The organism is Hymenobacter sp. UV11, assembly GCF_004684095.1.
In the GTDB taxonomy this organism is placed as follows: Bacteria; Bacteroidota; Bacteroidia; order Cytophagales; family Hymenobacteraceae; genus Hymenobacter.
Map to the genome: position 1 here is coordinate 467,876 of NZ_SRII01000003.1, position 20,070 is coordinate 487,945.

The 20,070-nt window shown below is 61.6% G+C and carries 13 protein-coding genes; 1 reads left to right on the plus strand and 12 read right to left on the minus strand.

The genetic code is table 11. The features are described from left to right. Positions 1-114: 114 nt before the first annotated feature. The 6 genes from E4631_RS06960 to E4631_RS06985 all read right to left on the minus strand — a co-directional run bounded on the left by E4631_RS06960 (position 115) and on the right by E4631_RS06985 (position 8,866). Positions 115-1,092 (minus strand): Ppx/GppA phosphatase family protein, encoded by a 978-nt coding sequence (locus E4631_RS06960; RefSeq protein ID WP_133658751.1) that lies wholly within the window; start codon positions 1,090-1,092, stop codon positions 115-117. A gap of 162 nt (positions 1,093-1,254) precedes the next feature. Further along, on the minus strand, positions 1,255-1,965 hold the full coding sequence (gene rhuM / locus E4631_RS06965) for a virulence protein RhuM/Fic/DOC family protein (RefSeq protein ID WP_166648174.1): 711 nt from the start codon (positions 1,963-1,965) through the stop codon (positions 1,255-1,257). A 210-nt stretch (positions 1,966-2,175) separates the two neighbouring features. Then, positions 2,176-3,441: a BamA/TamA family outer membrane protein gene (locus E4631_RS06970; protein ID WP_240734713.1), complete on the minus strand. Its 1,266-nt coding sequence runs from the start codon at positions 3,439-3,441 to the stop codon at positions 2,176-2,178. Positions 3,442-3,610: 169 nt separating this feature from the next. Continuing rightward, a complete protein-coding gene (locus tag E4631_RS06975; RefSeq protein ID WP_133658749.1) occupies positions 3,611-7,348 on the minus strand; it encodes a hypothetical protein in 3,738 nt (1,245 codons plus the stop codon). Positions 7,349-7,540: 192 nt separating this feature from the next. After that, positions 7,541-7,954 carry a hypothetical protein gene (locus E4631_RS06980; RefSeq protein WP_133658748.1) on the minus strand — a complete coding sequence of 138 codons (414 nt, stop codon included), beginning with the start codon at positions 7,952-7,954 and terminating at the stop codon, positions 7,541-7,543. Positions 7,955-8,104: 150 nt separating this feature from the next. Beyond that, complete coding sequence (locus E4631_RS06985) at positions 8,105-8,866, minus strand: glycosyltransferase family 2 protein (protein WP_133658747.1); 762 nt, start codon at positions 8,864-8,866, stop codon at positions 8,105-8,107. 167 nt (positions 8,867-9,033) lie between these two features. Here E4631_RS06985 and E4631_RS06990 point away from each other — a divergent pair, with 167 nt between their 5' ends. Beyond that, positions 9,034-9,939, plus strand: a complete 906-nt coding sequence (locus E4631_RS06990) for a prohibitin family protein (protein ID WP_133658746.1) — start codon at positions 9,034-9,036, stop codon at positions 9,937-9,939. A gap of 56 nt (positions 9,940-9,995) precedes the next feature. Here the strand turns inward: E4631_RS06990 and E4631_RS06995 are convergent, their stop codons facing one another. The 6 genes from E4631_RS06995 to E4631_RS26910 all read right to left on the minus strand — a co-directional run bounded on the left by E4631_RS06995 (position 9,996) and on the right by E4631_RS26910 (position 20,058). Next, a complete protein-coding gene (locus E4631_RS06995) occupies positions 9,996-11,774 on the minus strand; it encodes an ABC transporter ATP-binding protein (protein ID WP_133658745.1) in 1,779 nt (592 codons plus the stop codon). Between the two features lie 72 nt (positions 11,775-11,846). Continuing rightward, complete coding sequence (locus E4631_RS07000; protein WP_166648173.1) at positions 11,847-12,212, minus strand: DoxX family protein; 366 nt, start codon at positions 12,210-12,212, stop codon at positions 11,847-11,849. Between the two features lie 63 nt (positions 12,213-12,275). After that, positions 12,276-13,817: a TolC family protein gene (locus tag E4631_RS07005; RefSeq protein WP_133658743.1), complete on the minus strand. Its 1,542-nt coding sequence runs from the start codon at positions 13,815-13,817 to the stop codon at positions 12,276-12,278. A gap of 191 nt (positions 13,818-14,008) precedes the next feature. After that, entirely contained in the window at positions 14,009-15,217 is a 1,209-nt protein-coding gene (locus E4631_RS07010; protein WP_133658742.1) for an efflux RND transporter periplasmic adaptor subunit, read from the minus strand. Between the two features lie 60 nt (positions 15,218-15,277). Further along, a complete protein-coding gene (locus E4631_RS07015; protein ID WP_133658741.1) occupies positions 15,278-18,634 on the minus strand; it encodes an efflux RND transporter permease subunit in 3,357 nt (1,118 codons plus the stop codon). A gap of 521 nt (positions 18,635-19,155) precedes the next feature. Further along, on the minus strand, positions 19,156-20,058 hold the full coding sequence (locus tag E4631_RS26910; protein ID WP_317129124.1) for a hypothetical protein: 903 nt from the start codon (positions 20,056-20,058) through the stop codon (positions 19,156-19,158). Between the last annotated feature and the right edge of the window lie 12 nt (positions 20,059-20,070).

Consider the following 20,070-nt stretch of genomic DNA (forward strand, 5'->3'; position numbering starts at 1 on the left):
AGCATCTCGCTCGGAGTAGTAATCAAAACCGTTGAACGATTAAATTACTAACCCGAGCGGGATGCTTCCCTACGGTCTGCATGACGTTCTTTTTTGCCTATCTACCCCCTTAAATCACACCAGCGGGCCGTTTTCCACGTCGGCCACCGGCAGGAGGCTGGGGTGCACGGTAGGGCTGATTTCGTCAAAAAACTGCTCGAACAGCGCTTGCAGCATGCCGTCTTTCAGGCCGATGTCGGGCACAATCATGCTGCTGACATTGGCCCACTCCATCGCCGCGAGGTAGATGTGGCCGGCGGGCACAATCACGTCGGCGCGGTCGGGGTTGAGCATGGCGATGTTCACGCGCTCGCTCATGCTCATGGCGCCGAGGCGGTCGAGTAGGGCCTGCACGCTGCGCTTGGTCACGGGCTTGTTGGGCGAGGCCGGCGACATGCTGTAGAGCTTGTTGATGTTGCCGCCCGTGCCGATGGCGCGCGTCACGTGGTAGCGGCGCGCGTTTTCACGCACCCAGGCCTCCATGCGCTGCCACAGGCCGTTCATTTCCTCCACGGTGCGGCCGCTTTCTTCCTGCTGCATGCGCCGGATGGAGCCAATTTCGAACGACTGCGCAGCCACCTTGCGGCGGTCGTGGTAGATGTTGAACTCCGTGCTACCCCCCCCCACGTCGATGTGCAAGTAGTGGCGGTTGTCTTCGAGCACATGCTCAATCACGCGGTTGATGTAGGAAGCTTCAGCCTGGCCATCAATAATCTGGATATCCATATCCAACTCCTGCTTGATGCGGGCGGCGATGGCGTTGCCGTTGCGGGCCGTACGCATGGCCGAGGTGGCGCAGATGAGGCAATGCGACACCTCGTGCACCTCCATCAAGAGCTTGAGCGCGTGCAGAAACTTGACGAACTTATCGGCCTTGCGCGGCGGAATTTCGCCGGTGGCAAACACGTCTTCGCCCAATCGGAGGGGGTAGCGCACGTACTCGACGCGCTTCAGGCGGTAGCGCCCATTAAAAAAAAGCACCGCCGAAATCTGGCAGCGCACGGCGTTAGAGCCAATATCAATGGCGGCGAGCTTGGTAAGCTGATACTCCATAAACCGCAGATTTAACTGATTAAACGGATGGCGCGGATACGCCCGCTGCGCGGGCTGACTACGCGGATTCCTGTGGTACGAGCTACAAAGTTGGCTCACATTAGCCGTTTGCGCTACTACCCCCTAGTTAGCCCGCGCAGCGGGCGTATCCGCGCCATCCGTTTAATCAGTTAAATCTGCGGTTAGAAATGCCGCGATGCGCTTATTACCATCCGAAAACGAATGGTTCTTCACCACAAAATACAGCAGATTTGCCGCTTTTTCCTCCACGCTAGGATATATATCCTGCCCGCCAAAGCTCTGATAAATAGTGCGCACCGAACTTTCAAACGACCGGTCCTTCTCCCGTCCAAACAGCTCAGAGCCGCCAAACTGCACGCGCAGCGCATCAATGGCGCGCATGGCATCTTTATAAGTCAGCTCAAAACCGGCTTCGGCGGCCGGCACTACTGTATCGCGGGCCACGCGCAGGCGTTGGTGGTCGTACTGGTCAAGTACGTCTAACGCACGCGCGTAGTCGCCCAAAATGCGCAGCAGCGCGTCGGACTGGTCGGCAGTCAGCTCCTGGTTGCTCGCTACTTCAGCTTGCAGTTGCACGAGGCGCTTGAGGTCGGCGAGCTGGCGGGCGCTTTCGCGCAAGCGCTTCTCATTCAGTACGTAGCCTTGAACGAGATATTGGCGGAGCACCTGGGTGGCCCACTGGCGAAAGCTGGTGCCACGCTTTGATTTTACCCGGTAGCCAACGGAGATAATAACGTCGAGGTTGTAATACTTGGTGCGGTAAGATTTGCCATCGGCGGCAGTTAGTAAGGAATCCTTACTAACTGAATTTTCTTCTAACTCATTATCAGTAAAAACATTACGTAAGTGCATCGTAATATTTGGTCGGGAAACATCAAACAGTTCACTCATCTGCGCTTGCGTCAGCCACACAGTGTCGTGGTCGAGCTGCACGTCGAGTTGGATTTGCCCGTCGGGTGATTAATAAAGCAGGATGTCGGAGGAGGAGCCGGGCGCCATGAGGGGGGTAGGAAAATTGGCCGGCTAAGGTATAGATTTTCCTATGAATAAAATCGGCTACCTTTAAAATACCTCTCCCAGGTTTAGGGCCAGGCCGTGCGAGCCGTCGAGGCCGAAGGCGTAGTCCACGGCCAGGTTGGTGCGCGAGGACTTGTTGAGGCTGAGGCGCAGGCCGCCGCCCACGGCGGGCACTACCTTTTCAAAGGTGCCATCGACCACGCGGCCGTGCATCACGCTCAGCTCGGTTACGCTCTGAGCATTGGTGAAGGCCACGCCGCCGAGCAGGCGGTTGCGGGTGATGGCGAAGCGGTATTCGGCCTCGGCATACACGAAGTTTTTGCCTCGAAACCGGCCCTGGATGAAGCCGCGACCAGTGTTGCCGTACATATCCCAGCCCGTGGCGGGTAAGTCCAGAAAAGGTGGATTTCCGTTGAGGGTAAAGGTATTATATGACCATAGGGCCAGGAGATTGGGCGAGTTGGGCGACGGGTGCAGGTACACGCGGCCTTCGAGCAGCAGGGTCTGGTAATTGGTGTCGCTGCCCAGGGCCTGGAGGTTGGGGCGGTACTGCACGTTGAGCAGGTAGCCGCCGGGCGGGTTAATGGCGTTGCCCCGGTTGTCGTGCAGCACGCTGATAACCGGCCCCGACGAGATGGACCGGCCCGACACCCCGTAGCTGTAGCGCGAAATAGACGTGACCTCGCGCCGGCTGTTGCGGCTCGTGATGCCCCAGTGGTCGTCGAGCTGGTAGCCCACCCCCACGTACCAGCCCGACGCCACGCGCCGCAGCGCGCTCTGGTAAAACCGGAAATACTGGTAGTCCATCGATACCACGCCGCCGGTAGTGGAGGTGAACATGCCCAGGCCGTAGGTGCTTTGCGGATAGTGCATTACGCGCCAGTCGCCCACAAATTCCCAGGCGTTGTTAGGCCGCCAGATGGACGAGGCCAGCGTGAAAATCAGCTGGTTGTTGAGGGTGTATTCGGCCGCGCCCACTACGGTTGAAACATTAGCTGCCGGCTGCTGAAACGCCATGTTGAGGGCCACCTCGGCTACCCCACTGGTTTGCTGCGAGTAGCCCACCACGGGCACCAGCAGCAGCATGCGCCGGCCGCGCTGCAAGCCCAGCGAGTCGTGGGCCGGAATGCGGGCGTAGAGGCGGTGGCCCACGTCGGCCACGTCGAGCGGGGCGGGCGCGCTGGCCGGGTGCAAGCCGGGCGAAACGATAGTCTGCGCCCGGCCTGGAGCCACCACTGCCACAACCAGCAGCAGCCCGCCCGCCACGCAGCGCAGCCATCGCCTAAAAGATGAAGAGTAGGTGTAGTTCAAGTAGTTGCGAAAGCCAGCTGCCGCCCGTCGGCACCCCAAGGTAGCGTAGCTGGCAGGCTTTCACCGCACAGACTTCGAAACGGGGCAAAGGTTAAACGGACGTTGGCAGGCCGGAGCAAATTATCGGCCAGCGGGCCCGCCACGTCGGCGAGCCCGCGCGGGTCGCCGCTTACTTGTCGATGCGGAAGCCCAGGCCGAATTGCACCAGGCTATTCTCGGGCGATACCTGGTAGGAGACGGAGAAGGCCAGCGTCTCCACCACCGGCGCCAGGTAAAAGCCGCCGCCGTAGCCCGCGTGCCAGCCGCCCGGCGAGCTGCCCTGGTAATAAACCCTACCCTGGTCATAAAAGCCAAACACGCCGTAATAGAAGGGTAGGAAGTGGTTTTTGCTCTGGCCCAGCGCCAGGCGCAACTCCGAGTTCAGGTAGAGGCTGGCGTCGCCGGTGAAGCGGTTGCGGTAGTAGCCGCGCAGGTTTTCGGCCAAGCCCAGGCTGGTGAGCTTGTAGAACGGAATAGCCGAATCGGGCCCGTAGTTTTTGGCCCCGCCGCCCTTCAGGGCCAGCGTAATCGGAATACCGAGCCGGGCCGTGCCCAGGTACTCGGCCGAGGCCTGCGTGAGGCCAAACAGCCGCTGGTCGCCGCTCAGCTGCTGGTACGAGTCGTGGCGCACGAGCAGGCGCACGCCGCGCTGGGCAAACACGCGCCGGTTGCGCAGGTCGAGGTCAAAGAGTGCGTTCACGCCCAGCAGGCGCTGGTCGGCGGCATTGGGGCGGTTAAAGCTGCGGATAGAGTCAGCGGCAGCCAGCTCCAGGCCTATCTCGCTGGTAGGAGCGTAGCTGGTGTTGTAGTACTCAAAGCTGGGACCCACGCGCAGTATGCTACGCTGCAAAAATACACGCTCAAAGAACGTGCTCACCGTGAAGCCTTTGTAGCGGGCGCGGTAGTAGCGGGCGTCGTACAAGTCCTGGCTAATCTGGGTGTTATTGCCGATGCCGAAGTAGTTATAGAACGGAAAATAATTGCCGTAGCTCACCTCCGCCCCAATATCTACCTTGCCAATGGCGTAGCGGTGGCGGGTGCTGGCCGTGAGCTGCAATTGCCCGCCGGTGGAGGCTTGCAGGGCAAAATCGTAGCGGTTCTTGTAGTCGGGCTTGCGGAAGCCCTGCCGCACAAACCCTACCCCCAGGCTGAGGCCGAAGCCGTCGTTGCGGTTGTAAAACAAGCCTGCCTTCGGCGCGTAGCTGTTAAATTCAAACGCCTCACGGTCATACAGGTTCACGTCGGGCCGGCTGGAGCGGCGGTCGTCGGTTTCGGGGCCCGCCGCCAGGTCGGTGCCGGGCGTGTCGTACACCTTGGTGAGGCGGCGCAGGCCGGGCGCCCGCGAGTTGTCGGCGATGCTGTCCTTGCCTGCGCCGCCCACCACGCGCACCACGATGCTGTGCTTACCGCCCTGGCCGGTTACCTGAAAAATATCTTTGCCGTCGAGGCCATACACGCAGATTTCCTCCGTCTCGGCGGGCTCAAAGGTGCGGTCGAACAGCGCCGGGCCGTGGGGCTCGGGCGAGTCGCCCTTCCGGTCAAACTCCTGCACGCGCACCCTACCCCCCGCCAGGCGCTCGATGCGAAACACCTCGGCCTTGTTGGAACCCACCACGTCTACGCGCCGGGCCAGCAGCTGGTAGTAGCGGTCCACGGCCGCCGGCAATTGCTGCAAGCGCGCCTTGAGCTTGCGGTTGATTTCCTGGCCCGACAACGGCTGAATTTCAGGGGGTAGGGTGGCCGTGGCCTCATCAATCACGGCCGGCGTAAACTGCGTTTGCAGGTACTTAGCGGCCGTTTGCCAGTCCTGGCGCGTCAGGCTTTGCAGCAAAAAGCGGTCGAGGTGGCGGGCCGGCCAGTTCAGGCTCTTCATGTCGTGAAACTCCTCGCCAAAGTCCTCAATGCTGGGCACGGCCCACGGGCGGTTGGCCAGGTAAGTCAGCAGGCCGTTCCACTTCGTAAAGGCCTGGTCGCGGTCGCGCGGAATAGGCCGATAAATCGTGCCTTTGCCCTTGCCCTGGTCGTAGCCGGCCCATTTCCAGTTGTCTTCGTGCTTGCCAAAGTCGGCCACCAGCATGTCAAAAACGCGGGCGCGGGACAGGGCCGGCGCGTCGATGCGGTTGTCGTGGTCCTTGTACAGTTGCCGAAAAAAGCTGTAGCTGCGCCGCACATCGTCGGCTCCGCCGAAGCCCGGCAGGTTGGGCTTGGGGTCGGTGGGCCGGTCCTCTAGGGTGCCGAGCAGGCCGGCGTAGTCCTGGCGATAAGGTCCGAGCTGGTTGTTATCAGGCAGCCGAAACAGGCGCGGCCGGGCGTGCAGAATATCGGTGTGGTCGAGCAGCGCGCTGATGGGCAGGGCCGAATACGGGTTGGCCGTGGCGGTAATGTCCTTGAGAATGGGCGCCACGAACGACGTGCGTAATTCGGGGGGTAGAATGGTCGTCACGTCCTTGTCTACCGACCGGAACACGTACTCCGCCGAGTCGGCCGCGATGAGCTTGAGCGAGGTCGTCTGGCGCCCGCCGCCCCGCCCAAACGGCCGCAGCCCGCCCTTTTCGGCGCGCAAGTCCAGCGTTTTTACCTGCACTGGCGCCAGCCACGACGCCCGGTAAATATCCCCGATAAAGAAGCGCTTGACTTTGCCGGCCGCGTACTCGGGCCCCGGCACCACCGTCGTCACGGCCCGAAACGGCGCGTCGGGCCGGCGCTCGGCGGGCGTCTGGGCCACGCCGGGGCAGCGCACGATGAAAGAGTTGACCGGAATGCGCGAGGTCGTGTCCACATCGCAGGGCGAGCGAAACAGCGTGCCCGCGTACACAGGCTTGGCCGGCTGGTCGTCGGCCGCGAAAGTGAAAAACCGGCTTTTCACCGTGCCATCGGCGTAGTAGTCGAGGGCCGCGTAGCCAGTTTCACTCTCGTTGACCAGCGACGCTGGGTTGATGCCCACATGCTCGCTCTGCACGAAGCTGCCCGCCACCAGGTGGTAGTTGCCCTGAAAGGGCGTCAGCTGCAAAGAGTAGTCGTGCGCGGCGGCGTACACCACGCCGGGGTTGCTGCGCAACGCATTGCTGAGCAGCTCCTTGCTCAGCTCCTTGTAGCGCGGGTTGGCCAGGTCGCGCGGGGTGCCCACGTTTTGGCGGTAGGCGGCGTACACCGTGCCCAGCACAGGGGGTAGGAGGTGGCGGCTCAGCGGCTCGTGGCCGCCATACACGCCGTTGGTAACCACCGGGTGGTGCCCCACCAGCAGCACGTTCTTGCCCTTGGTATCGTCAATGATGTCTTGCAGCTGCTCCCGAAACTCCTCCTTGGTCAGCGTCTTGCAGTCGGTGTCGGGCGCCTCGGGCTTGTCGTAGGGGTGCGTAAACCAGGGCGTGTTCAGGGCCACCAGGCGCACCAGCGGGGCCACGTCTACCACTTCGGGGCCGGGGCAGCCGCCGGTAGGCACGAAGGCATTTTGGCCGGGCAATTCCTTTTCAATGTATTTCTCCAGGCGGCGCACGGCTTTCAGGCCATCGCGGCCCGAGTTGGCCCAGTCCTTATCGCCGGGCACGAAGTAAATCTTACCCAGCGGCAGGCCGCGCACCAGCGCCAGCAGCGTGTCGGCGCGGCCTTTTTCTTGGGTCGAGAGGGCAGTATCCTTTTTAGAAGCCAGGCCGGCATTGGCCACAATATCGCCGAGATGCACCACCGTGAAGGGGGTAGCCTGCTGCTCCAGCACCCGGCGCAGCTGCCGCAGGCGGGCGGCGGGCAGCCGGCCCTGAGCAGTGTTGCCGAGCAAAAAAACGGTGTGCGCGGGCGAAGTAGACTGGGCAGCAGCAGCAGTAAAAGTCAGCCAGCCAAGGGCCAGCGCAGGGAGTAGAGGTAAGCGCATACGAGAACGGGTAAGGTCGTAGGTACGCAAAAGTCTTCACCAAGGCTACACGTAGCCAGCGCCCGCAACGTGCCTACCCCCCTAAAAAGCAAGCAACCCCGCGACGAGTGCCACGGGGTTGCAATAGATAACTAGATAAGAGTAAGTAGTTTAGAAGCAGCGGGGTATAATGATAAATTGTTGGCTATAAGGTTAGTCTTGCTCCAGCACCAGCTTGAGGATGTGCAGGGCGGTGGCCGTGTGCTGCATGCGGTGAGCAAAAGCTTCGGCGGTGAGGTGCACGGGCTTCACGAAGGTGGCGGCCAGGTAGCAGCCGGTGCGGGTGGCTACCAGCCGGATGGGCACGCGCCACGTTTTGGCGGCAGCCACCAGCTCGTATTCCAGGGTGCCCAGGGCTTGGTTGAAGCGGGGCCGCAGCTTGGCCAGGCCACTGCGCGTTTTCACCAGCCATTGCCCCAGCGGCAGGGGCAGCACGGCCTGCGCCTGCGGCATGGCCCAGGGCAGCCACTGCTGCACATCGCGCAGAAAATCAAACGCTTTGGCCACCGAGCAATTGATGTCAATGGCGTGTACTACGGTAGTAGCGGGGGTAACGAGTTGGCACATAGCAGGCGCAGAAAAAGGTGGGTGAACAGCGATAACTATTCAAATTACGCAGCTCAACTCAGCACCGGATTTAGTTCTTCGCCAGATAGTTCCTTTTAGTCGTTGAATAATGTAAAATACTTGTTAAGTACAATACGGTCAGCTCGCCCGCTAGGCGCCCGGCGCGGCCACGCCCAGCGCCGCCAACGGGCTGGCGTACTTGTCATAAATAACCCGCAAGTCGGCGTTGTGCTTGGCTGCGTCCACGCCCTGGCTGGTGTTGGCTGCATGGAAGCGGTGCAAATGGCTGTAGTGCGGACACACCACCGGCAGGTGCCCGGCCAGCAGAAACCGCACGTATAAATCCAAATCTTCGGCCATGGCCAGCTCGGCGTCGTAACCACCTACCTCGGCCAGCAACGCCTTTGTGTAGCATACGTTGCCCTGAATGAAGTGCTCGGCCCGAAAAATAGCCTGAAGCATGGCCGTGGGCGAGTCAAATTTCCAGGCGTAGTAGTCCTCGCCGGGCAGGTAGCGGCCGGTTTCGTCCACGCGCAGGAAGTCGGCCACCAGCCAGGAGCGGCCGGGGTGGGCCGTAATGGCCGCGCCGTAGTGGTAGAGGGCGCGCTGCAGCAGCAGGTCGTCGTCGTCGAGGGGTACCACCCAGGCGTCTGCGGGCGCTTCTTTGCTCAGCTCATTGCGGGCGAGGCCGGGGCGCTGGGGCTTGGGGTGCTGCCAGTGGCGCAGGGGGGGGTAGGGCTGGGCGGCGGCTTCGGCGAGGTAGGCGGCGGTGCCGTCGTCGGGGCCATTCTGGTAAATAAGGTGCTCCACCGAGAAGTCAAGCGGGGCCGAAATCGTGGCGCGCACGCTGGCAATGGTTTCGGGCAGCAGGTCGCGGCGCTGGTGGGTAGGGGTAATGACGGTAAAATGCATGGTTCCTTCATTCGGAGGAAGCCGCCCAAAAGTTGCGTGCCAGGGGCAGGAGGTGTAATGCAGGGCTGGGTATCAGCGATAAAAGCTGGGCTGCTGTGGTGGTCGCAGAGGGCGATTCCCCGTTCCCCGTACCGTTCTTTACACCCTACCCCATCCTCTCCCCCGTCATGCTGCTCATTTTCTTAGGTTTTATCGCGCTTATTCTGGGTCTTAATGCCAACCGCTACTCCGAGGGTTTTGCGCGGTGGCGTGGGGGGCTGCTGGTGCTAGGCGCGGCACTGCTGGCGCTGGGCGTAGTGTCGAGTATGGTAGTGCAGGTGGGGGTAGGGCAGGTGGGCGTGCAAACGCTGTTTGGCAAGGTGGAGGGGCGGGTGCTGCAGCCCGGCCTGAGCGTGGTAAACCCGCTGGTGAGCGTCACGCGCTTCGACACCCGCACTCAGAACTACACCATGTCGGCGGTGCGCGCTGAGGGGCAGCAGACCGGCGACGACGCCATCCGGGTGCTCTCGGCCGATGGGCTGGAGGTCGTCATTGACCTCACCGTGCTCTACCATGTAGTGCCCAGCCAGGCGCCCAAAATCCTGTCCACCATCGGCGAAGACTACCAGGAGAAAATCGTGCGCGCCCTGGCCCGTACTCGCATCCGCGACAATGCCGTGTACTACGACGCGGTGGCGCTCTACTCCACGCGGCGCGAGGAGTTCCAGACCCGCATCCTGGCCGCCATCGAGAAGGATTTTAACAGCAACGGCCTCAAGCTCGACCAGCTGCTCATTCGCAACATTCAGCTGCCCGAGTCGGTGAAGCGCAGCATCGAAAGCAAGATTTCGGCCGAGCAGGATGCCCAGAAAATGGAGTTCGTGCTGCAGAAGGAAAAGCAGGAGGCCGAGCGCAAGCGCGTCGAGGCCCAGGGCATTGCCGACTACCAGCGCATCGTGAACACCGAGCTCAGCGACAAGCTCTTGCAGTACGAAAGCATCAAGGCCCAGCAGGCCATCGCTACCTCGCCCAATGCCAAGGTCATCATCATGGGCAAAAGCAGCGGCGCGCAGGTATTGATTGGGGATAAATAAGGGGGTAGGACGAGCTTTAGCTTGTCAGTTTTTGCGGCCGATTGACAAGCTAAAGCTTATCCTACACTGACAACCTCTTTACGCTCGCCAATCTGCTGGCGCCACATGGCATAGTACAGCCCTTTCTGCGCCAGCAGCTCGGCGTGGCCGCCGGCCTCGGCCACCTGCCCACGCTCTAGCACAAAAATGCGGTCGGCGTGCAAAATCGTGCTCAGGCGGTGGGCAATGAGCACCGTGATGTGCTGGCGCGAACCCGAGAGCTCGCGCACCGTGCGCCCGATTTCTTCCTCCGTGAGCGAGTCGAGGGCCGAGGTGGCTTCGTCGAAAACGAGGAGGGTAGGGTGGCGCAGCAGGGCGCGGGCAATGCTGAGGCGCTGCTTTTCGCCGCCACTCACCTTCACGCCGCCCTCGCCGAGCACCGTGTCGAGGCCCTTGGGGGCGCGGGCCAGCAGCGTGTCGGCCGCCGCCTGGTGCAGGGCGCGCAGGCACTCTTCATCAGTAGCCTGGGGCGCCACAAAGCGCAGGTTTTCGCGGATGGTGCCGGCGAAGAGCTGCGTGTCCTGGGTCACGAAGCCGATTTGCTCGCGCAGCTGGTCGAGGTCCACGTTGCTGCTCGGGATGCCGTTGTAGAGAATCTCGCCCGACAGGGGGGGGTAGAGGCCCACCAGCAGCTTCACGAGCGTGGTTTTGCCCGAGCCGCTGGGACCCACAAAGGCAATGGTTTCGCCCAGCTTGGCATCAAACGAGATGCTGGAGAGCGCCGGCTGCGGGGCCGTGAGGTGCTTGAACGTGACGTGGTCGAAGGCCAGCGTTTCGATGCGGTCGACGGCCTGTGGGTGGGCCGGCTTCACATCACGAGGCGTGTCGAGAATCGTCTGGAAATTGGCCAGCGAAATCTGGGTTTCGCGGTAGGTGCCGATGATAGTGCCCAGCTCCTGCAGCGGCCCGAAGATGGAGAATGAGTAGATAAAGAACGAGAAGAACTCGCCCAGGCTAATGTGATTCTGCACCCGCAAATACAAGAGCATCAGGATGATGATGTTGCGCAGCAAATTCACGAACGTGCCCTGCACGAAGCTCAACGAGCGCAGGTAGCGCACCTTGCGCAGCTCCAGCTTCAGGATTTTGGCGGTGATGCCATTCAGGCGCTCGGTTTCCTGCTGGGCCAGGCCCAGGCTCTTGATGAGTTCAATGTTGCGCAGGCTCTCGGTGGTGGAGCCGGCCAGCGCCGTGGTTTCGCCCACGATAGTCTTCTGAATGACCTTGATTTTTTTGCTCAGCGCAAAGCTCAAAATGCCCAGCAGCGGGATGGTAATGAAGTAGCCAATGGCGATGGGCCAGTACACGGTAATGGCGTACCACATCACGAAGATGATGCCCACCACGGCCGTAAACAGCACGTTCACAAAGCTTTGAATGAGCTTCTCCACGTCGAGGCGCACCTTCTGAAGCTTGCCCAGCGTCTCGCCCGAGCGCTGGTCTTCAAACACTTGGTAGGGCAGGTCGAGCGAGTGCCGCAGGCCGTCGGAGTACATGGTGGCCCCCAGCCGCTGGGTTATCACGTTGACGTAGTAATCCTGAAAATTCTTGGCGATACGCGACACCATTGCTACGCCCAGCATGGCCCCGATGTAGGGAATGGCCTGCCAGAAAAACGGCCAGAACGGCACATTCAGCAGCCCGCTCACCGAGCCGGTGCGGGGCACGAAGTGGTCCACCAGCCGGCGAAACAGGTAGGGGTCAAGCAGCGAAAAAACCTGGTTGATAGCTGCCAGCACGAGCGCCAGCACCAGCAGCGGCCAGTAGCGGCGCAGGTAAGAATAGAGGATTTGCATAAAAAAAGCGCCGGGCTACGAACCCGGCGGTACTAGTTGTAAAGCGTCAGCGACGCCAGATGTTGCGTTGCCCTAGGTGAGGCGGGCTGGCACCGGCCGGCGCAAGGCCAGCAGCACCACAAGCAGTACGAGCAACGCGATGGCCGGCACCCCCTTAGCCAAGCCGCCGGGAATCTTAGTGGCGTGCATAATTACCGCGCCAATCATAATAATAATAAGCCCCATGGCCGCCGGCCGCACGAAGCGCGGAATGAGCAGGCCAATGCCGCCCAGCACCTCGCCGCCCGCCACCAGGTAGGTCAAGGCCGCCGGCAGCCCCATGCTGCCAAACATGCCCACCGTATCCTCTAGGTGCAGAAATTTATTGGCCCCCGAAAGGATGAAAGCCAAGCCGAGAATCACTTGTAGAACCCAGGAGATAATGTTGCGCGCTGCCATGAGAGAGAAGGGGTTAGGGAGAATAGCGCAAACATACGCGTTATAACTCATGTACCAACATTATTACTGCCAGCCGCCGCCCAGCGCCCGTACCAGCGCCACGGCGGCGCGCAACTGGGTGGCCTGGGTTTGCACCACCAGCCGGGCCGCGTCGAGGGTCTGGCGGTCGGCATCCACCACGGCAAAGTAGTCGCTGAGGCCGCGCCGATAGCGCTCCAGGGTGAGGCGGCCGGCCAGGCGGGCGGCGCGCAGCGCCCGCTGCTGGGCCGCTAGCTGGGCCTCGCCGGCGCGCACGTCGGCCAGGGCGGTTTCTACTTCCTCGTAGGCCGTGAGGGCCGTGCCCTGGTAGGTGGCCACCTGCTCGCGGCCCTGGGCGCGGGCCAGCTGCTCGGCCCCGCGCAGGCGCCCGCCGTCAAACAGCGGAATATTAAACCCACCACCCACGTAGTAAGTAAGGCCGCTGCCCACCTTGGCCACATCGCCGACGTGGCTGCTCTGCGGGCCGATAAAGCCGTTGAGCAGGAGGGTAGGGAGGCGGTTGAGGCGGGCCTGGTCGGCGTGCAGGTCGGCGGCGGCCAGCAGGCGCTCCTGGCGGCGCAGGTCGGGCCGCCGCGTGAGCAGGCTTGCCGGCAGCGTGGCCGGAATAGCGGGCAGCGGCGCCAGCAGTGCCGGTACAGCCGCCGAGGGGGGGGTAGGGGCGGTACCCTTAGTCGGCAGCGCGCTCTGGTAGCTCACCGAGTCGGGCGCCAGTGAGGGCAGCACAAAGCTGCTGGCTGGCCGCCCGGTGAGGGTAGCCAGCGAGGCTACCAGCCCGGCGCGCTGGCGGCGCAGCTCAATGGCGCTGGCCTCCACGTTGGCCAGTTCGGTTTCGGCCCGGCGCAGACCGATTTCGTTGTCTACGCCGGCCTTGAAGCGGGCGGCGGTCAGCTGCACGTTGTAGCGCCGGGCTTGGCGGGCGCTGTCGAGCACCAGCAGCTCGGCGTCGAGGCCACGCAGGCTGAAGTAAGAGTTAGCCGCATCGGCCGACACGCTCAGGCGCACGGCTTGCTCATCGGCCTCGCTGGCCTGCTCGGTGGCGCGGGCGGCCTGCGCGCCGCGCCGCAGCCGGCCAAACAAGTCCACTTCGTAGTTCACACTGAGCGGCACGTAGTACTGCTGCTGCTGCACTGCCACCGCCGGAATAATGGCCGACTGCACCGGCCGCAGCGCCGACAGCCGCGAATTATACACCTGCGGCGCCAAGGCAATTACCGGCGAGCGCTGGGCCTCGGCCACCCGCAGCTGCGCCCGCGCCTGGTCGATGCGCGCCAGCGCCGCCCGCGTCGTAAAATTCAGGCTGCCGGCCTGGCCCTCCAGCCGCGTGAGCGTGGTGTCATTAAACACTGCCCACCAGGCGGGCAGGCTCGGCACCTGGGCCAGGCGGGCCTTAGTGGCAGTGTCGGCCACCACGGGCGCGGGCACCTCAGCCCTACCCCGGCCCAGCGAATCAACGGCCGCCGTGTTTTTAAACGCCGTGGGCACGGCCACGGCCGGCGGGTCGTAGGTATAGTGGCTCACGGCACAGCCGCCCAGGGCCAGGGTCAGAAGAGCAAGGGGGATACGCATGAACGTCTATAATCGAGGATGGAGCGGGTGGTCGTTTGCAACGGTACCTCACCCCCTAGCCCCCTCTCCAAAAGAGAGGGGGGACTAACTCTAGTCATAGTTTCTAAAAGCTAGAATTAAAACTAGTTCCCCCTCTCTTTTGGAGAGGGGGATAGGGGGTGAGGTGCCGTTGCGAACGACCCGTATACTACTTACTTCGCCACCGGCGACGACACGCGCGGCGCGTCCGGGTCGTTGGGTCGGGGCTTGGCGGGTGGCGGGCCGGTGGGTGCCTTCGGTTTGGGAGCAGCCTTGGCAGTCACGGCCAAGCCCTCGGTCAGGGTTTCGACCGGGTTAATAATGAGCTGCTCGCCGCCCTTCAAGCCCTGGGTTACTTCGAGGGTCGAGCCGAAGTCGCGACCCAGCACCAGGGGTAGGAAATGAATTTTACCGTCGCGCACCTCCGCTACCTTGGGTTCGATGCCCGGCACCAGCGCATTGGCCGAGATGAGGACGCTCGGCGTGCTTTGCGGCAGGCGAAAGCGCACCTGGCCGTACACGCCGGGGCGCAGCTGGCGCTTCGAGCCGCGGTTGGGCAGCACTACTTCGGTGCGCAGGGTGCGCGTCTGGTCGTCGAGGGCTTCGGCATCGCGGGCCACCCGGCCTTCGAAGGGCTTGTTCGGAAATTCGGGCACCAGCACGTCGGCCCGCAGCCCGCGCTTGATGCCGGGCACGAAGTTCTGGGGCACATCCACGAAGGCGCGCAGCGTGTCGGTCTGCTCAATCTTAAAGAGCTGGGTACCCGTGGCGTTGCCGCCCGTCACGAGCGTACCCACCTCCACATTACGCTGCGTTACGATGCCGTTAAATGGGGCAACTACCTGCCGGAAAGCCCGTTGGGCTTGTAGCTGCTTCACCGCCGCGCCCTGGGCAGCAAACTGCGCCCGGCCGGCATCTACCTCCTGCTGCGACACGGCGCCCGGCAGCGTCACGCTGGTGAGGCGGCCAAACGAGGTGCGGGCCAATGCCAGGTTGGCCTGCGCCTGGGCAATCTGCTGGTCCAGCTCGGGGGTAGAGATGGTGGCCAGCACCTGGCCCTTGCGCACGTGCTGGCCGATGTCGCTGGTCCAGCTTTGCACAAAGCCATTGACGCGGGCAAAGGCAAACGTTTCGTGGTTCGAGCGCAGGTCGGCGGGTAGGGTTACGGTGGTGGTATCGGGCGCGGTTTTGGCGCGTTGCACCGTCACCATCGGCTTGGCGCTGGCCTGGGTCTGCGACTCTTCATCGCGGGCCTTGTTGTGCTTGAGGCGGGGTAGGAGCCCCACCGCAAACAGAATTCCGAAGACAATCAGCAAAACCAGGATAACCAGCCAGAAGCGGCCCTTGCCAGAGGAAGTAGCTGCGGTTGAATTAGTTGACATGTAAAAAGTAAAGCGGTTTGGGAAGCGGCAACGGGCGGATAACTTCCTTGTTAAGGATGATTAAGCGGCTTGGGCCTGCGGTTCGGGCTGGGCTTCAGCCGGTTGCTCTTCCTTCTTTTTTAGGTAAGAAAACATAATCGGCACGAAGAACAGCGTGGTGACGGTTGCCAGCATCAGCCCGCCGATTACGGCGCGGCCCAGCGGGGCATTCTGCTCACCACCCTCACCCAGGCCCAGCGACATGGGTAGCAGGCCGATAATCATGGCCAGGGCCGTCATCAGCACCGGCCGCAGGCGCGTGAAGCCGGCGTCCAGGGCCGCATCTCGGGGGCTCAGGTCGGGCTCCTCCTCGCGGCGCTCATTAGCGAACGTCACCAGCAAAATCGAGTTGGCCGTAGCTACCCCGATGCACATGATGGCGCCCATCAGGGCCGGTACGCTGAGCGTGGTCTGGGTCACAAACAGCATCCACAGAATACCCGCCAGCGCGCCCGGCAAGGCCGTAATGATGATGAGCGGGTCGAGCCAGCTCTGGAAGTTTACCGCCATTAGCAAGTATACCAGTACGATAGCGCCCGCCAGGCCCAGGCCGAGGCCGATAAACGAAGTCCGCATCGACTCCACCTGCCCGCGCATCACGATGGTCGTGCCCTTGGGCAAGTGCTTCTCAGTTTCGGCAATAATCTTCCGAATATCCTTGCTCACGCCGCCTAGGTCGCGGCCGCTCACGCTGGCGTAGAGGTCCACGGTGCGCTGAATATTGTAGTCCGAAGCCACCGCCGTAGTCTGGGTGCGGCGCACCTGCGCGAAGTTGGTCAGCAGCTGCGGGACAGGCTGGCCGGGGCCCGTCACCGTAATGTTGCCCACATCATTGAGGGTAGCGAGCTGGCTTGGCGGGGTTTGCACGGCCACGGTGTAGTTTACGCCGTTTTGCGGGTTCAGCCACTGGTTAGGGTTGGTTTGGGTGCTGCTACTCAGGTTCACGAGCAGGTTGTTGGCGATATCGCGCTGGGCCAGGCCCGCCTGCTGGGCACGCACCCGGTCAATATCTAGGCGCAGCTGCGGTTGGTCAAACGCCTGGTACACAAACGCATCCACTACCCCCGATACGTTGGTGATTTTCTTCTTGAGCTCGGCCGCCACCTCCTGGTTGGCCTTGGTGTTGCGGCCCGTCACCTGAATGTCGATGGGGGAGGGTAGGCCGAAGTTCAGCGTCTGGTTCACGATATCGGCCGGCTGAAAGAAGATAATCAGGTCGGGATACTGCTTATGAATCTGGCGGCGGATTTCCTCAATGTAGCCGGCCGTGGGGCCGTGGTCCTCCTTCATGCTCACCAGTATCTCCCCGTCGCCGGCCCCAATTGTTGGGTTGTCGCTCAGCAGCAGGTTGATGGGCACCACCGGCAGCCCAATATTATCCAGCACTAAATCCAGTTCCTTGGCCGGAATCACCTGCCGAATCACGCCCTCTACCTGCCGGAAGCGCTGCTCCGTTTCTTCCACCCGTGTGCCGGTGGGCACCCGCACGTGCAGGCGCAGCTGCCCCGCATCCACGGTTGGGAAGAAGTTTTGGCCAATCAGGGGAAACAACCCCAGCGAGCCCACAAATAGCACCAGGAAGGCTGCCACGACCAGCCCGCGGTTGCCGAGTGCCCAGTCGAGCGCGCCCTTGTAGCCGTGCCGGAAATTCTCAAAATGATGCTCAAAGCCCGTGTGTAGGCGCCACACCCACGTTTTGGTAATGGCCTCGCCGGCCCGGCGCTCCTCATCGGTAATGCCCTGCTCGGCCTCTTCCTCGGGTGTGCCGCTGGGGTGCTCGCGCTCAAACTGCTCGCGGTGCAGGCGGGCCAGGTCGCGCTCACCCTGCGTCACCTCGCGGCCGTTGCGAAAATAGGCGCTCGGCACTTCCTCTTCTTCCTGCGCGTGATAAATGGGCAACTCCTTGCGCAGTAGGTACATCACCATTGTGGGCACCAGCGTCCGGCTCAAGATGTACGAGGCCAGCATAGCAAAAATTACCGCCGTAGCCAGCGGCGCGAAGATGGCCGACGCTACCCCCCCCAGAAAGAACACCGGCACAAACACGATGCAAATGGACAGCGTAGCCACTAGCGCGGGGGTAGCAATCTGCTGCGCGCCATCCAGAATACTGCGTTTGAGGCCTTTCTTCTGGCCCATGTTGCGGTGAATATTCTCGATTTCCACCGTCGCGTCGTCCACTAGGATGCCCACGGCCAGCGAGAGCCCGCCCAAGGTCATAATATTCAGGGTTTGCCCCAGAATATTCATCACGATAATGCTGACCAGGATGGAAAGCGGAATGCTGATGGCGATAATGAGCGTGGAGCGCCACGAGCCCAAAAACAGCAAAATCATGAGCGCCGTAAGCGCTGCCGCAATGCTGGCCTCAATAATAACGCCTTTAATCGAGGCTCGTACGAAAAACGACTGGTCAAACAACAGCTTAATATTCAAGCCGGGCGGGGCATTGGCCTGGATATTTGGCAGCGCTTTCTTAATCTGGTCAATAATAGCCAGCGTAGAAGCCGCCCCACTTTTTAGAATCGGGATAATGGCCGTGCGCCGCCCGTTCTGACGCACAATGTTTTGCTGCACCGCCGAGCCTTCGTGCACAAAGGCCACGTCGCGGATGTAGGTCGTCACGCCATTTACCGTCTTGATGGGTAGGTCGTTGAGTGTGGCAATCGCCTCGGGGCTGGAGTTGAGCTTGACGTCGTACTCGCGGGTGCCGATTTTGGCCGAGCCGGCCGGGATAATCAGGTTTTGAGTGGTGAGCGTGTTCACTACGTCGTCGGCGCTCAGGCCTTTGCCGGCCAGCTTCTGCGGGTCGAGGTCCACCATTATCTGCTTGGGCTTGCCACCGTTGGGCAGCAGCACCGAGGCGCCCTGCACCACCGCCAAGCCCGGCCGGATGAAGGCGTTGGCCGCATCGTAGAGGTCCGACTCACCGAGCGTTTCCGAGCTGAGCGAGGTCTGGGCAATCGGCACGTTGGAGGCCGAGTAGCGGATAATGAGCGGCGGCGTGATGCCCGGCGGCAGCACCCGCAGCAGCGTCTGGCAAATGGCCGTGAGCTGCGCTACCCCCCCATCGGGGTTCGTACCTGGCTGGAAGAATACTTTTATCAGACCAATGCCCTTAAGGCTCTGGCTTTCCTGGTGTTCGACATTGCTAACGGTCGTGGTAATGGCCCGCTCCACGGGCACTACCACGCGCTGGTTCATCTCCTCGGGCGCAATACCCGCATACGTCCACACAATACCCACCACCGGAATCGGGATGTCGGGGAAGATGTCCACCGCCATGCGCTGAATTGTCAGCACCCCGCCAATAAGTATTAGTAGCGCCATTACCACGAAGGTGTAGGGCCGCGCCAGCGCCAGTCTTACTATCCACATAAGTTGTCCTCGGGTTCGCCCTAAGCCACTCGTTCAACAAAATAAAATCTCACTACATTAGTCCGAGTCAAGCAGTAAAACTGCTTTTATCCGGAATGGTTGCAGCAGAACTCCATTATAAAGTCATTCGCTAAGCAATTCACTAATAATTCATTAAGGCCTATTGGTGGATTTACTAAGCAAGTATAAACTGGGTGGGATATGAGAAGCTGGGTACCAGTAGCTAAGCGGCATGGGCGAAGCGCACTGGGTGTCTACTGACATAAAATTCCCGCTAACGTTGCAGCTACGGCGGTTTCGTAGTCGATATACAAGAGGGTAGAAGCGCGAATTTGCGCGCCTCCGCGTCAGAACAAGCTCTTTCGACGCGGGGCTACCTAGGGTCACGCCTCAGGCTATACTTCTGTGTACCAATCCCAAGGTTGCCGTAGCACACCGGCCAGGCCGCGATTCCTCTAATAAAAGCCACAAAAAAGCCTCTCCCGGCTGGGAGAGGCTTTTTGAAAATCTAAAGCTCGCTATTAATAGCGGTACACTTTGTCAGCGTTGTTGGTCTTGAACTGCTCTTCGAAGTACTTGGCATCTTCGGCGTTGCGGGGCTTTACGCCCATTACAATACCACCGTTTTTGATGCCTTCCTCGTACTCAGCGGCGTGCTCCTCGGGGATACCCGAGCCTACCAAGGCGCCTACCAGACCACCCGTGAGTCCACCGGCACCGGCACCAGCCAATGCAGCGGCCAGCGGGCCAGCAATGATGAGGCCGAGGCCCGGTAGTGCTACCGAAGTACCGATAGCAGCAATAGCGCCAATAATGGCACCGGCCGTACCACCGATGGCCGAGCCTACGCCCGCACCTTCCATAGCCTTGTCACCCAAGTCCGTATGAGCCGTGTTATCACCAAAGTGGGTCTTACGGGTATCATCCGACATCAGCAGGTTTACGTCGTCCTTGCCATAGCCGCGCTCGTGCAGCGACTGGTAGGCTTTCTCGGCGCTGCTACGGTCGCGGAAAATGCCGCTGGTGTGCGTGTAGTCGCCATCGTAGCTGTCGTTCGAGCCGGTTACGGCATCTTCTACGGCATGGCCAGCACGCGAGGCCGTGTTTTGCACGGCGTCAACGCCGCGGCCTACGGCAGCACCGGCGCTGCCGGCTACTGCGGCACCTTTAGCGGTAGCGCTATAGTCGTCGCCGGGGCGTGAGTTGGTATCAGTCGAGTTAGTAGGGGTAGTATCAGCAGTCGAAGCAGGAGTGGCATCCGAAGCCGAAGCATCGGCGTTGTAGTCTGTGCCAGCAGCGTAGCTGGTGCTTTCGTTGCTTAGGTTGCCGCTATTACCGAGGCCAGTGCCGGTGTTGCTAGTGCCATAGTTAGCGCCAGCGCCGGTACCAGAATTCATCGGGTTGTTTGCATCGTTGGTGTTCATCGGAAAAGGGGG

Excerpts from the sequence above, each read along its gene's own strand:
- E4631_RS06960 (WP_133658751.1), bottom strand. The coding sequence starts at position 1,092 with ATGGAGTATCAGCTTACCAAGCTCGCCGCCATTGATATTGGCTCTAAC.
- rhuM (WP_166648174.1), bottom strand. The coding sequence starts at position 1,965 with ATGCACTTACGTAATGTTTTTACTGATAATGAGTTAGAAGAAAATTCA.
- E4631_RS06975 (WP_133658749.1), bottom strand. The coding sequence starts at position 7,348 with ATGCGCTTACCTCTACTCCCTGCGCTGGCCCTTGGCTGGCTGACTTTT.
- E4631_RS06980 (WP_133658748.1), bottom strand. The coding sequence starts at position 7,954 with ATGTGCCAACTCGTTACCCCCGCTACTACCGTAGTACACGCCATTGAC.
- E4631_RS06985 (WP_133658747.1), bottom strand. The coding sequence starts at position 8,866 with ATGCATTTTACCGTCATTACCCCTACCCACCAGCGCCGCGACCTGCTG.
- E4631_RS06990 (WP_133658746.1), top strand. The coding sequence starts at position 9,034 with ATGCTGCTCATTTTCTTAGGTTTTATCGCGCTTATTCTGGGTCTTAAT.
- E4631_RS06995 (WP_133658745.1), bottom strand. The coding sequence starts at position 11,774 with ATGCAAATCCTCTATTCTTACCTGCGCCGCTACTGGCCGCTGCTGGTG.
- E4631_RS07000 (WP_166648173.1), bottom strand. The coding sequence starts at position 12,212 with ATGGCAGCGCGCAACATTATCTCCTGGGTTCTACAAGTGATTCTCGGC.
- E4631_RS07005 (WP_133658743.1), bottom strand. The coding sequence starts at position 13,817 with ATGCGTATCCCCCTTGCTCTTCTGACCCTGGCCCTGGGCGGCTGTGCC.
- E4631_RS07010 (WP_133658742.1), bottom strand. The coding sequence starts at position 15,217 with ATGTCAACTAATTCAACCGCAGCTACTTCCTCTGGCAAGGGCCGCTTC.
- E4631_RS07015 (WP_133658741.1), bottom strand. The coding sequence starts at position 18,634 with ATGTGGATAGTAAGACTGGCGCTGGCGCGGCCCTACACCTTCGTGGTA.
- E4631_RS26910 (WP_317129124.1), bottom strand. The coding sequence starts at position 20,058 with ATGAACACCAACGATGCAAACAACCCGATGAATTCTGGTACCGGCGCT.